Origin of the sequence: Gottfriedia sp. NPDC056225 (genome assembly GCF_042267765.1) — a bacterium.
GTDB lineage: Bacteria > Bacillota > Bacilli > Bacillales > Bacillaceae_G > Gottfriedia.
The window spans coordinates 52,250-66,088 of sequence record NZ_JBHJTJ010000021.1 but is presented as its reverse complement, the minus strand read 5'-3'; the positions used below and the strand labels follow the sequence as shown (position 1 = coordinate 66,088).

General features: G+C 32.9%; 14 protein-coding genes. All 14 read left to right on the top strand.

Going from position 1 to position 13,839, the window contains the following annotated elements:
• Positions 1-245: 245 nt before the first annotated feature.
• The 14 genes from ACFCYN_RS14725 (at position 246) to ACFCYN_RS14660 (ending at position 13,806) form a co-directional block, all read left to right on the top strand.
• Complete coding sequence (locus tag ACFCYN_RS14725; protein WP_098121034.1) at positions 246-515, top strand: stage VI sporulation protein F; 270 nt, start codon at positions 246-248, stop codon at positions 513-515.
• A 437-nt stretch (positions 516-952) separates the two neighbouring features.
• Entirely contained in the window at positions 953-1,150 is a 198-nt protein-coding gene (locus ACFCYN_RS14720; protein ID WP_098121035.1) for a DUF2768 domain-containing protein, read from the top strand.
• A 20-nt stretch (positions 1,151-1,170) separates the two neighbouring features.
• Positions 1,171-1,887, top strand: a complete 717-nt coding sequence (locus ACFCYN_RS14715) for a hypothetical protein (RefSeq protein ID WP_172444115.1) — start codon at positions 1,171-1,173, stop codon at positions 1,885-1,887.
• A 197-nt stretch (positions 1,888-2,084) separates the two neighbouring features.
• Entirely contained in the window at positions 2,085-3,563 is a 1,479-nt protein-coding gene (spoIVA, locus tag ACFCYN_RS14710; protein WP_172444116.1) for a stage IV sporulation protein A, read from the top strand.
• Between the two features lie 474 nt (positions 3,564-4,037).
• Positions 4,038-4,310, top strand: coding sequence for an HU family DNA-binding protein (locus tag ACFCYN_RS14705; protein ID WP_056466694.1), 273 nt, complete (start codon positions 4,038-4,040; stop codon positions 4,308-4,310).
• A 319-nt stretch (positions 4,311-4,629) separates the two neighbouring features.
• On the top strand, positions 4,630-5,202 hold the full coding sequence (gene folE / locus ACFCYN_RS14700) for a GTP cyclohydrolase I FolE (protein WP_172444117.1): 573 nt from the start codon (positions 4,630-4,632) through the stop codon (positions 5,200-5,202).
• 260 nt (positions 5,203-5,462) lie between these two features.
• Positions 5,463-6,137: a heptaprenyl diphosphate synthase component 1 gene (locus ACFCYN_RS14695; protein ID WP_172444118.1), complete on the top strand. Its 675-nt coding sequence runs from the start codon at positions 5,463-5,465 to the stop codon at positions 6,135-6,137.
• A gap of 41 nt (positions 6,138-6,178) precedes the next feature.
• On the top strand, positions 6,179-6,889 hold the full coding sequence (locus tag ACFCYN_RS14690; RefSeq protein WP_098121041.1) for a demethylmenaquinone methyltransferase: 711 nt from the start codon (positions 6,179-6,181) through the stop codon (positions 6,887-6,889).
• A gap of 44 nt (positions 6,890-6,933) precedes the next feature.
• On the top strand, positions 6,934-7,896 hold the full coding sequence (hepT, locus tag ACFCYN_RS14685) for a heptaprenyl diphosphate synthase component II (RefSeq protein ID WP_172444119.1): 963 nt from the start codon (positions 6,934-6,936) through the stop codon (positions 7,894-7,896).
• Between the two features lie 225 nt (positions 7,897-8,121).
• Positions 8,122-8,568 (top strand): nucleoside-diphosphate kinase, encoded by a 447-nt coding sequence (gene ndk, locus ACFCYN_RS14680; RefSeq protein WP_025671395.1) that lies wholly within the window; start codon positions 8,122-8,124, stop codon positions 8,566-8,568.
• A 245-nt stretch (positions 8,569-8,813) separates the two neighbouring features.
• Positions 8,814-9,983, top strand: a complete 1,170-nt coding sequence (gene aroC, locus ACFCYN_RS14675) for a chorismate synthase (protein WP_375950077.1) — start codon at positions 8,814-8,816, stop codon at positions 9,981-9,983.
• Positions 9,983-11,068: a 3-dehydroquinate synthase gene (gene aroB, locus ACFCYN_RS14670; RefSeq protein ID WP_375950075.1), complete on the top strand. Its 1,086-nt coding sequence runs from the start codon at positions 9,983-9,985 to the stop codon at positions 11,066-11,068. The genes aroC and aroB overlap by 1 nt, the downstream gene beginning before the upstream one ends.
• Positions 11,069-11,245: 177 nt before the next feature.
• Positions 11,246-12,529, top strand: a complete 1,284-nt coding sequence (gene aroA, locus ACFCYN_RS14665) for a 3-phosphoshikimate 1-carboxyvinyltransferase (RefSeq protein ID WP_172444122.1) — start codon at positions 11,246-11,248, stop codon at positions 12,527-12,529.
• Positions 12,530-12,546: 17 nt separating this feature from the next.
• Positions 12,547-13,806, top strand: a complete 1,260-nt coding sequence (locus tag ACFCYN_RS14660) for a tetratricopeptide repeat protein (RefSeq protein WP_375950073.1) — start codon at positions 12,547-12,549, stop codon at positions 13,804-13,806.
• The last annotated feature ends 33 nt before the right edge of the window (positions 13,807-13,839 follow it).

The following is a 13,839-nucleotide window of genomic DNA, read 5'->3' as shown; positions in this document are numbered from 1 at the left end:
TAATTAATGCTAAAGAGTGTAGAGAAAAATTTCTCTACACTCTTTTTTATATTTTGTACACCGCACAGGCACGTAGAAGGGGCTCACATCTCTCTTATTAATAAATACAATAATGCATACGTAAATCGTTTAAAGGAAAGCTGTAGATTTTTTATTTCAACTTTTTCCTTAATGGACTAAAATAGGCGTTTCACCATTTCTCTTTTTTTGCATAGCATATGTTGTATAGAAAAAGGGAGGTTTGAATGGTGACTAATAATAATCCAAATGGTTTCTTTGATAAGATTGAAAAGAAAGCAAATGTAAGTAAATCAGATATTTTTAAAGTTGCTGATTCAGTGAAAGATGCAAACTTTAAAGATGAAGCTACTGTTAGAAAACTAGTGCGCCAAATTGCGTTAATGACTGGTCGTCAAGTTACAAAGGAAAAAGAAGACAAAATCGTTCAAGCAATTGTTACAAATAATATGCCACTAGATTTTCAATCATTAACAAATATGTTTAAACAAAAATAATTGGGCTTATTCTTCAGCGATGTATTTAGTGCATAATCATACATTTTCGCATAGTATAGAATGACTTATACCGGATGAATTCTGGTGGGTGTTAGTCGATAAAATTTAAAGAAGCAATTGCCCCAGTTTGCTTCAAAGAAAGAAGGAGTATTTATTTACTTCTTCTTTCTTTTTTTATTTGCAAATATGTGAATTCTCCTATGTATAACCTTTGTTTGGAATGATTTGAGGGACAATCGATGTGTTCGGAATAATTAAAAATAGAGAATTTTATCTAAAATAATCGATTATAAAAAGATTGAAAAATACTATTGAACAAGTATAGGTAGGGACTGAATAAGTCGATAATGACTTAATAGGAATAAAAATATTTTATTTCAAATCGTGTCATTATTTTGATACTATAATAATGTTAGCAATTACATAGGGGGAACAAGATGAACGCGGCACATATTAATGAAATTATTTCTTTTGTTGGGATTGGATTAATGCTTTTTTCATTATTTTTAATTTTCTTGAGTAGACACAAAATAAAAATTAAATTTTTAAAAATGATAACGGCCTTTATTGCTTATATGTCTTTAATTATATCTGGAATTTTAATTACATATATCGTATTAAGTTGGCCTAGTTAATGATAAAAAAGGGGACTAACATGAAAAAGCTATTTCTTACCATTTTAATGTGCTTTGTAATAAGTGTATTAAGTGGCTGTTTATATCCACAAGATAATCTTGCACAAAATCAAGTACCATATGACGATCAAATAGAAAGTGTTCAAAAAGCAGTAAATAAATTTAAAGTAGATAATTCTGGAATCTTACCAATAAAAACGAAGGATATGAGTACACCAATTTACATTAAATATCCAATTGATTTTACGAAACTGATTCCCGGTTATTTAAGTGATTCACCTGGTAATTCATATGAAAATGGTGGAATCTTTCAATATGTCTTAATTGATGCAGAAAAAAATCCAACCGTCAAATTAGTTGATCTTAGAATTGCAGAAAAATTAAGAGATGTTAATTTACAAGTACAAGTTTATAAAGATAAACATACTTATCCACCAATTAAGAAAACCCTTGCTAACGGTGTATTCCTATTAAACTATAAAAAGATGGGGTTTAAAGAGGAGCCTTACGTTGTAAGTCCTTATAGTAATAATCACTTACCAATCGTAATGGGCAATGACGGTGAATTCTATGTGGATTATTCAACTGACTTATATGCAAAAATAAAAGAAGCGAAAAATTTTAAGTTCGGTGAAGATATACGATCTATTTTAGTAAAAGACTCACCAATCGTGCCTGCATACTCACTTCCATACACTGTTAAAGATGGACAGCCAGTATTTTTAGAACAAAAATAAATAATATAAATCATAATCCTTTGATAAAAGAATACATTTTATCGAAGGATTATTTTATTTTTATCCGAAGTTAATAAGTAGAAAAAATAAAAAATCTTGTCATAACTTACTAGGACAACATCATAGAATGATATTGTCATAGGCATACTACTTCAAGTCAATTATTCCCATGTATTGATAAATCGGGAGGGGAACACATGGAAAAGATAGATATTTTTAAAGACATTGCCGAGCGCACGGGAGGAGATATCTACTTAGGTGTTGTAGGCGCTGTCCGTACTGGTAAATCAACATTTATAAAACGCTTTATGGAAGCAGTAGTTATCCCAAATATTCAAAATGAAGCTGATCGTGCGAGAGCACATGATGAATTACCTCAAAGTGCAGCAGGTAAAACAATAATGACGACAGAACCTAAATTCGTTCCAAATCAAGGTGTGAAAATTCATGTAGCGGATGGGTTAGATGTAAATATTCGATTAGTAGATTGCGTTGGTTATAGTGTACCAGGAGCTAAAGGATATGAAGATGAAAACGGCCCTAGAATGATTAGCACACCTTGGTATGAAGAACCAATACCTTTTAATGAAGCAGCAGAAATCGGTACAAGAAAAGTTATCCAAGAGCATTCTACAATTGGAGTTGTTGTAACAACTGATGGCACAATTGGAGAAATCGCTAGATATGATTATATCGAAGCAGAAGAACGAGTAGTTGCTGAATTAAAAGAAGTTGGTAAGCCTTTCATTATGGTTGTTAACTCGTCTCAGCCATATCACCCTAATACAGAAGCACTTAGACAGGAATTAAGCCAAAAGTATGACATTCCTGTTATCGCTTTAAGTGTTGAGGCAATGCGTGAAGGTGATGTATTAAACGTACTTCGCGAAGCGCTATACGAGTTCCCAGTCCTTGAAGTAAATGTAAATCTACCAAGCTGGGTATTAGTATTAAAAGAAAATCACTGGTTGCGTCAAAGCTACCAAGAAGCAATTCAAGAAACAGTAAAAGACATAAAACGATTAAGAGATGTAGACTTTGTAGTTGGTCAATTTAGTGATTATGAGTTTATTGAACATGCACAACTTGCTGGAATAGACATGGGGCAAGGGGTGGCAGAAATCGATTTATCTGCTCCAGATGAGTTATATGACCAAGTTTTAAAAGAAGTAGTTGGAGTAGAAATTCGAGGTAAAGATCATCTATTAGAATTAATGCAAGACTTTGCTCATGCAAAACAAGAATATGATCAAGTTGCCGATGCATTAAAAATGGTGAAACAAACTGGATACGGAATTGCTGCACCATCTCTTTTAGATATGAGTTTAGATGAACCGGAGATTATCCGCCACGGATCTAGATTCGGTGTGAAACTAAAAGCGGTTGCCCCATCTATTCATATGATTAAAGTAGATGTAGAGTCAACATTTGAACCAATTATTGGAACTGAAAAACAAAGCGAAGAGCTTGTTAAATACTTAATGCAGGATTTTGAAGATAATCCACTGTCAATCTGGAATTCAGATATATTTGGACGCTCATTAAGTTCAATCGTTCGTGAAGGAATCCAAGCAAAACTTTCTCTAATGCCTGAAAATGCAAGATATAAATTGAAGGAAACATTAGAAAGAATTATCAACGAAGGAAGTGGCGGCTTAATTGCAATCATCCTTTAATAGAATGAATCAATATAATTAATCAGATGGTATTAAACCATCTGATTTTTTTTGCATTTTCATCAATTCGAAAAGATTTTGAAGAGAATTTGCTATTTTTTGATACGAAAATTGCTTTTAGCAGTAAATTAAAAAAACGGCAAAAAAGGTTAAATTCGACAAAATTCTACAAATTTATTTTAATCGGAAATAGTAAAAAAAATTTACAAAATTGCCTATTAATTCAGTAATCATCGTATATACAACAAGAAATTTTAAAAAATTAGTAGTAGAAAAATGAATTTATCAGAAAAATCACTTCACATTTTCGAGTAATTCCAACATTTTCTTGTAAAACATATTGAAAAAAGCCGTAGAATCGTATAATATAAGGCATGACAAAGAAATTAATTGGAATTTGTTGTATAAAATTTAAAATTTTGGTCACAAATGAAATTAAGAATTATTTTAATTTTTTGGGAGGAGGTGAAAGACATGAACAAAACTGATTTAATCAATGCAGTTGCTGAAGCTGGTGAATTAACTAAAAAACAAGCTACTTTAGCAGTAGACGCTGTATTCGAATCAATTCTTGGTGCGTTACAAAACGGGGATAAAGTACAATTAATCGGATTTGGTAACTTTGAAGTTCGTGAGCGTGCAGCTCGTAAAGGACGTAATCCACAAACTGGCGAGGAAATCGAAATCGCAGCTAGTAAAGTTCCAGCTTTCAAACCTGGTAAAGCGCTTAAGGATGCTGTAAAATAATTACATAATTTAAGCGGAAAAGAAGGATGCTATTTAAAGCATCCTTCTTTTTTTGCTGGAAAGCCCTAAAAAGATGTTTTTCAAACTTCTTAAAAGCGGTCATCATTACGAATTGCAAAGTCTTTTGTAAAGCGAAGTTACTTATTAGTAACAAGGCTGCAAATAGACAAAGTAAAGAATCGTGCGCTTCTAGTAGTCACTAAGAAGGATGATAATTAAAGGCATCCTTCTTTTTTTTGCCTATAAAAAAAGAATTATGTTAAAATAAAACGAATCTGATAGTGAATATTAGAATTTTTTTAGCATGGGGGATCAATTAATGAATGAAGTAAATTTAGAAAAAATTGAACAAGCGGTTCGTCTAATTCTCGAAGCTATCGGTGATGATCCAAATCGAGAAGGAATTTACGAAACGCCAAAACGAGTTGCGAAAATGTATGCAGAAGTATTCTCTGGCATGCGCCAAGATGAAAAAGCTCATTTACATAAAGTATTTGGTGAAGATCATGAAGAATTAGTTCTAGTAAAAGATATACCTTTCCATTCAATGTGTGAACATCATCTATTACCGTTTTACGGCGTTGCACATGTAGCTTATATTCCAAGGAATGGTAGAGTAACTGGATTAAGCAAACTGGCACGTACAGTTGAAACAGTTGCAAAAAGACCACAGCTACAAGAACGTATTACTGCTTCGGTAGTTGATGCGATTATGGAAGTACTTCAACCACATGGTGCAATGGTAGTCGTTGAAGCCGAACATATGTGTATGTCAATGCGCGGAGTAAGAAAACCTGGTTCAAAAACAGTTACTACAGCGGTTCGTGGGTCATTAAAAGAGGATGTACAAGGAAGAAATGAAATTCTTGCAATGATTCATTCAACAAGATAGTTTTATCAAAAGAGCAGGTGCGCCGTCATTAAGGTCTCGACACTGTATTATAGGTTCAACATTTTAAGAATTTTTTTAGACTGATCGTAAACGCTCGTCTTATAGAGGAGCGTTTATCATTCGTTTGAATAAAGGTAATCCTGCTTTTTTTGAAAATATTCATTATAAATAATGCAAGTTGATTGAGTAATCAACTTATACCATCTAAAATACTTATGGTATAATGATTAAATCAGTAATAAATGGAATGGATGGAAATAATGAATAGTATTCACGAGATAAAAAATGAAGTAATCACTCAAATTTTACATACAATTAAACACCCTTATTTAAATCAGCATCTTTCAATACCAACGATTGATGATGTAAAGGTTACTTTATTAATAAATTTATTAAAAGATAATGATTTTACGAGTGATAAAATTGTGCATTACTGTAAAGCCTTGATGATTCATCAAATTGCATTAGATACACATGAAAAAGTATCAACATATGAAAGTACGCCAATGGATCGTGAGAAGAAACAGTTAACCGTATTGGAAGGGGACTTATATAGTGGACTATATTACAATGCTCTTTCTAAAACTGGTGAAATTGGATTAATTAAGGAACTTTCATATGCAGTAAAAGAAATGAATGAAGAAAAAATTAATTTAGTTCACGAAAAATTTAAAACTTTAGATGAGCTTTTCAAATGTATCACAGTTATTGAATCAACTATAATTGTTCATTTTGCAAAATTTATCGCATCGGAAGAATCAATACACCATATTGAGCATGCTTGTTTAATAGCTAGACTGAAAAAAGAATACGAAATATCTTCAGTTGATCATCGCACTGATTTTATTAAGCAATTTCAGAATATAATAGGTTTGAATGATATGGGTAAAATAAAAGAAGAATTATCAAAAATAATGATACAATTACAAAAATAATCTACATAGAAGTAATCGTAATTAGTTTAGTGGGGGTTTATATGACTCAATCAAAAGAAGAACGCGTTCATGACGTGTTTGAAAAGATTTATAATAAATATGATACAATGAATGGTATTATTAGTTTTAGACGACATATTGCTTGGCGCAAACAAACTATGAAAATAATGAATGTCCAAAAAGGTATGAAAGCGCTTGACGTATGCTGTGGTACTGGTGAATGGACGATTGCATTAGCAAATGCAGTTGGAAAAGATGGAGAAGTAGTAGGGTTAGACTTTAGTAAAAATATGCTTTCAATTGGAGAGCAAAAAGTTAAAAGTATGCATTTAGACCAGGTTAAATTAATCCATGGTAATGCGATGGAGTTACCGTTTGAGGACAACTATTTTGATACAGTTACAATCGGATTCGGATTAAGAAATGTTCCAGATTATTATCAAGTGTTGAAAGAAATGACTAGAGTTGTAAAACCTGGTGGGATTGTAGTATGTTTAGAAACTTCACAACCAACGGCATTTGGTGTTAGACACGTATATAAAGCTTATTTTAAATACATCATGCCGATCTTTGGTAAATTATTCGCTAAAAGCTTTAAAGAATATTCTTGGTTACAAGAAAGCGCAAGTACTTTTCCAGGGATGAATGAGCTTGCAAAGCTTTTCGAAAAAGCAGGATTAGAGAAAATTAGAATCAAACCTTATACTTTTGGGGTAGCGGCGATGCATTTAGGTGTTAAACCAAAGAGCTAGTTACAAAAAAGCAAGAAATTGGGATGAATAGTAAGGTGAACGGAATGAAGGTTAAATGGAAGTATTCTTATTTAAAAAAAGACATTAATGAGATTGAAAATACACTACATAAAGTAGTCGATTCAACGCAGCCAATTTTGAAAAATGCATCTGTACAGCTACTTCAATCTGGTGGAAAAAGAATTAGACCAGTATTTGTATTGCTTAGTGCTAAATTTGGACAATATAACCTTCAATCTATAAAAAATGTAGCAGCTACATTGGAAATCATACATATGGCATCATTAGTACATGATGATGTAATTGACGAAGCTAGTTTACGAAGAGGTAAACCGACAATTAATTCAACATATAATAACCGAGTTGCTATGTATGCAGGGGATTTTTTATTTGCGAAAGCATTGGAATGTATGTCAGAAATTGAAATCCCATTGGCTCATCAAAAATTATCTGAAACAATTTTAGAGATTTGTTTAGGTGAGATTGAACAAATAAAAGATAAATATAATTTTGACCAAAATTTAAAATGTTATTTAAGACGAATTAAACGAAAAACAGCACTTTTAATATCAGCAAGTTGCGAAATAGGTGCAATAGCATCAGGAGCTTCTAAGGATTTTCAAAAGTGTTTAAAAGATTATGGATATTATTTAGGTATGTCTTATCAAATTATGGATGATATTCTTGATTTTACGGCTTCTGAGAAGGAGTTAGGAAAACCATCAGGAAGCGACTTAATTCAAGGGAATATTACATTACCTGTTTTGTTTGCAATGAATGATGTAGCGCTTAAAGAGAAAATTGTTTCGGTTCATGAAGGAATAGATCCAGACACTGTTAAACCACTTATTAATCAAATTCGAAAAAGTACATACATAAGAGCTGCAAAAAAGGTAAGTGAAGCTTATTTACAAAAGTCACTAAACAGTATCGCAAGCCTACCAAATAGCGAGGCAAAGGAAATGTTAATTTTAATTGCTAAAAATATTGGAAATCGAAAAAACTAGAGGCGGTAAAAATGCAAAAGCATTTCGAACTGCCTCTTTTGGCTTTTTTATAGGTGTGTTATGGCAATAAATTAGTTATATTGATAAAAATTAACCAAAAAACTGTAAGCGATTGCAATTTTTACAAAATAACAAGATTTTAAACTATTGATAATTTTATAAATAGATGATACTATTCTAACTGTGTTGTTTATACATAATTGAAATCAAGTGAGGTAGAGCATAATGGAAAGAACTTATTTAATGGTAAAACCTGATGGTGTACAACGTAACTTAATTGGTGAAATCGTTTCACGTTTTGAAAAAAAAGGTTTCCAATTAGTTGGAGCTAAATTAATGCAAGTGAGCAAAGAACAAGCTGAAACTCACTATGCTGAGCACAAAGAGCGTCCTTTCTTTGGTGAATTAGTAGACTTCATCACTTCAAGCCCAGTATTTGCTATGGTTTGGGAAGGCGAAAATGTAATCGCTACCGCGCGTCAAATGATGGGAGCAACTAACCCTAAAGATTCAGCTCCAGGAACAATCCGTGGTGAGTATGCTGCAACTGTAGGCAAAAACATTATTCACGGTTCTGATTCACCTGCAAGCGCTGAGCGTGAAATCGGTATTTTCTTCAATCAAAACGAATTAGTTGAATACTCTAAGCTTATTAAAGAATGGGTATACTAATCTTTAATATTGAAATAAAGAAGCTAGCCTCGTGCTAGCTTTTTTTATTTGTCATAAAATTTAGTTTAAGAAATTGAACAAAAATTCTGTACAGAAAAAAACATTTTTACATCAAAAGAAACAAATTTTTACAAAAAATCAAAAAAAGTGCCATTTTATCGTCCTTTTTTTATGTTAAATTCCAAATAGGTTGTGGTATAGTAGTAACTAATAATTTTAAACTTACATAAAGAGAAGGTGTTGACATGCGTTATTTAACAGCTGGTGAATCTCATGGTCCACAATTAACAACTATTATTGAAGGCGTTCCAGCAGGATTACCAATTTTAGCAGAAGAAATTAACAGTGAACTTCGTAGACGTCAAGGTGGATATGGAAGAGGGCGAAGAATGCAAATTGAGAAGGATACTGCTCAAATTACTAGCGGTGTTCGACATGGTTATACACTAGGCTCTCCAATCGCTCTAGTTGTTGAAAATAACGACTTTAAACATTGGACGAATATTATGGGTGCTGAACCTTTAGAAGATCTCGAATATGAAGGAAAAAGAAGCATTACAAAACCAAGACCTGGTCACGCAGATTTAAATGGTGCAATTAAATATGGCTTTAGAGATGTTCGAAATGTATTGGAGCGTTCTTCGGCTCGTGAAACAACTGTACGTGTTGCAGCTGGGGCAGTCGCAAAAAAATTGTTAAGTGAACTAGGGATCACAATTGCAAGCCATGTAATTGAAATTGGTGGAGTTAAAGCGAAAAACATAGAATATAAAAATGTTGAAGACTTACATAATCGTGCTGAAAACTCTGAAGTTAGATGTATAGACTCAGAAGCAACAGAAAATATGAAAGCATTAATTGATGATGCTAAGCAAAATGGTGATTCAGTAGGTGGAATCGTTGAAGTAGTCGTTGAGGGTATGCCAGCTGGTGTTGGAAGTTACGTACATTATGACCGAAAACTAGATTCAAAAATTGCAGGTGCTATTGTAAGTATTAACGCCTTTAAAGGGGTGGAGTTCGGTATTGGTTTTCAAGCCGGTTCAATTCCTGGAAGTGAAGTACATGATGAAATAGCATTTTCTGAGGAAAAAGGCTATTATCGATTATCGAACCGTGCAGGAGGTTTTGAGGGCGGTATGACAACTGGCATGCCAATTGTCGTTCGAGCAGTAATGAAACCTATTCCAACGCTTTATAAGCCATTACAGAGCGTTGATATCGAAACAAAAGAAGTATATGAAGCAAGTATCGAACGATCAGATAGCTGTGCGGTTCCAGCAGCGTCAGTAGTTGCTGAGCATATCGTAGCATGGGAAGTTGCAAAAGCGATTATCGAGCAATTTGAATCAGATCAACTTGAGCGATTAAAACGCAATATTGAAGATTTCCGTGAGTATGCGAGGAAGTTTTAATGAATGTGATCACTGTAAAAACAAACTCTAAACAATACGATGTATGTATTGGGTACGGGGTATTAAGTCATTTACAGTCCAAGCTTGAAAGCCTTGTACCTAAAGTTTCAAAAATATTGATAATTACTGATGATCAAGTTGCACCGTATTATTTGGAGGAAGTAAAACAAAATTGTCTACATGTTAATACTGTAGAGCAGTATGTCATCCCTCATGGTGAAAAAAGTAAAAGCTTTGCCATTTATGAAGATTGTTTAACTTATTGCTTTGATATTCAGTTAGATCGTAATAGTTTAATTTTAGCATTAGGTGGGGGAGTAGTTGGTGATTTAGCAGGGTTCGTAGCGGCTACATATATGCGAGGTATTCGATTTATTCAAATGCCTACAACATTATTAGCTCACGATAGTGCGATAGGTGGTAAAGTTGCCATAAACCTTCCGAAAGCTAAAAATATCGTTGGTGCGTTTTATCAGCCAGAACTAGTATTGTATGAATTGAATTTTTTAACTACATTGCCAATTGAGGAATGGAGATCAGGTTTTGCTGAAGTTAGTAAAGAGGCTATGATTTCTTCTATCGAAAATTTGAATTGGTTAATGGAGCATATCCATTCACTTGGAAATTTAGAAAATGAATTAATTGAAAAGTGTGTGACGATGGGAATAAGTGTGAAAAACGAAATTGTATCTAAGGATGAAAGAGAAAATGGAGAAAGAGCATTTTTAAACTTAGGCCATACACTTGGACACGCTATTGAAGCTTATTTAGGCTACGCAAAAACTACTCATGGTGAAGCAATTGCGTTTGGGACATTATTTTCAATATACTTAAGTGAACAATATTTTAAAATCGATTTAAAATATGATGAGATTTTAAGATGGTATAAACAATTAGAATATCCTGTATATTCAAATCTAGAAATTGAATCGGTTGTTAATCTAATGAAACAAGATAAGAAAAATATAGATTTGAAAATAAAATATATATTATTAATGGACTATGGAAATCCAGTAACTTGTGAATTAGAGGAAGAGTTTATTAAAGAGAATTTAGATAGTTTTTTAAAGCAAATACTTTCATAATCCTTACATGAAAATGGTGTTTTGATCATTTATAAATCAAAATATCATTTTCTTTTTCTAAATTAGAATGAAAAACATGGGACAATTCGTCGAATAGAATTTAGGAGAAAAAAAAGGTTTGATTTAATAAAAAATGGAATGTAATTACATATAGAAAGGTTAGAAAAGGTGGCTACGATGAGAAATTCTCAATTAGAAAAAATCCGTTTAGTTGGTGATGTGATAATTCCGGGAGATAAATCAATATCTCATAGAGCAATTATGTTTGGTTCATTAGCGAAAGGGACGACAAAAATAACTAACTTTCTATTAGGTGAAGATTGTTTAAGTACCATTGCTTGTTTTAGAAAATTAGGTGTACAAATCGAGGTAACAGAAGATGAAGTAATTGTTTATGGCAAAGGAATTGAAGCATTAAAAGAGCCAAATGCAGTACTTGATGTAGGAAACTCAGGGACAACAGCACGATTAATGATGGGAATATTAAGTGGTTTACCATTCCATTCAGTTATTATTGGTGATGAATCAATTGGGAAAAGACCAATGAAACGGGTTACAAAACCTTTAAAAATGATGGGAACTTCTATAGATGGACGTGAGGATGCTACATATACACCTATTTCTATAAGAGGTGGTTCACTAAATAGTATTTCATATGATTCTCCTGTTTCAAGTGCACAAGTTAAATCTTCAATTTTACTAGCGGGTTTATTTGCAAACGGTACAACTGTTGTAACTGAACCAGAAAAGTCTCGTGACCATACTGAAAGAATGTTAAAGGCATTTGGCTGTGAATTAGTTGTAGACGGAAATACCGTTTCAATTGACGGTAACCAAGAATTAATTGCAACAGATGTCACTGTACCTGGTGATATCTCATCTGCGGCATTTTTCTTAGTAGCAGGGTCGATCATTCCAAATAGCGAAATCTTATTAAAGAATGTCGGCGTAAATCCAACTAGAATTGGCATTTTAACCGTTTTAGAACGAATGGGAGCTAATATTACCTTAGAGGATGAAAAAGTAGTAAACGGAGAACCAATCGCTAATATAAGAGTGAAATCATCCGATTTAAAATCTACTATCATCGGTGGTGCTGAAATCCCTACATGTATCGATGAGTTACCTATTTTAGCATTAGCAGCGGCATTAGCAGACGGTGAGACAATTATTAAGGATGCTGAAGAATTACGAGTTAAGGAAACTGATCGTATCCAAACAGTTGTTACAGAACTTACAAATCTTGGTGTAAGCATTGAAGCAACAAAAGATGGTATGATTATACAAGGAAATAGTTCTTTAATAGGTGCAAATGTAAATTCACATGGAGACCATCGAATGGGAATGATGCTTTCAATCGCTGCACTACTTGCAAAAGGTGATACAATTATCGAAAACACAGAGTGTATAGCAGTATCTTTCCCGAATTTTAAAGAGCAATTAAATGAATTAATAAAGTAGTCATACGAGGTGTAAGAATGAGTTTATATGAATCTGTTCAATTAATTGAGAACGGTCATACCGAAAAAGGATTAGAATTATTAAAAAAGAGTATAAAAACGGCAACTGACGAAGAAAAATACGAAGCTGCTCTAGTCTTTCAATCTTTAGGGTTAATTGAGGATGCGAAAAGTATTATCGAAGATTTAGTTTATCTATATGATGACGACGATGAGCTTAAAATAATGTACGCAGAAATTTTATTAGACCTTGATTTAGAAGATGAAGCTTTAGAAACCTTACTAGCAATTAAAGAAGATAGTGAGTGTTACGTTCAATCGCTATTATTAATGGCAGATCTGTATCAAGTTCAAGGTCTTGATGAAGTAGCAGAGCAAAAATTATTAGAAGCAAAAAGAATTTTACCGAATGAACCTGTAGTAGATTTTGCATTAGGTGAGTATTATTTTAGTAAATACGATTATAAAAAGGCAATACCGTATTATGAAAGATTAGCTAACCTAGAAATTGAAGTAAGTGGCGTGAATAAAGATTTAAGACTTGCTGAATGTTTAAGTGCAGAAGGAGAATGGGAAGATGCAATCTCATTCTATGAAAAAGGAATTGAGAAAACAAAAGATTTCCATACATTATTAGGTTATGGAATTACTTTATTCCAAGCAGAACGCTATTCAGCAAGTATCCCAGTGTTTGAAGAAGCGATATTCTTTGATCCTGAGTATTTAGTTGCACACTTATGGTTAAGTAAAGCACATGACCTAGAAGGACAAATCCAGGAGGGTTATGACATATTACAGAAGGCTTTACTAGTTGATGAAACAAATGTAGAATGTCTTTTATCAGCAGCGAAATTAGCTCGTAAATTAAAGAATTTAGAAGCAAGTAAAAAACATTTACAGGAAGCATTAATTTATGATCCTTCCCTAATCGAGGCTGTTCAGTTATTAGTCGGAATCCATTTTGAAGAAGATGATTTCGATGAAATAATTGGTACAATCGAACTAGCAATTGAGCATGGAGCTTCGGATCCTCACTTTAATTGGGATTTAGGGAAAGCATATTATGGAAATGAAAATTATGAATTGGCATTAAAACAATATCGTCTAGCATATAATGACTTTAACCAGGAAATTTCCTTCTTAAAGGAATACGGAGACCTATTGTTTGAAGAAGGTTTACTACAAGAAGCAAAAGAAGTTTACGCAAAACTTGTAGACGATGAATATCTACAAGAAGAAGTAAGAGAGCGTCTTGAAAGAATAAATGAAATTCTGTAGTTTTCTTTATTCAGAAAAGGGGACAAATTTAAA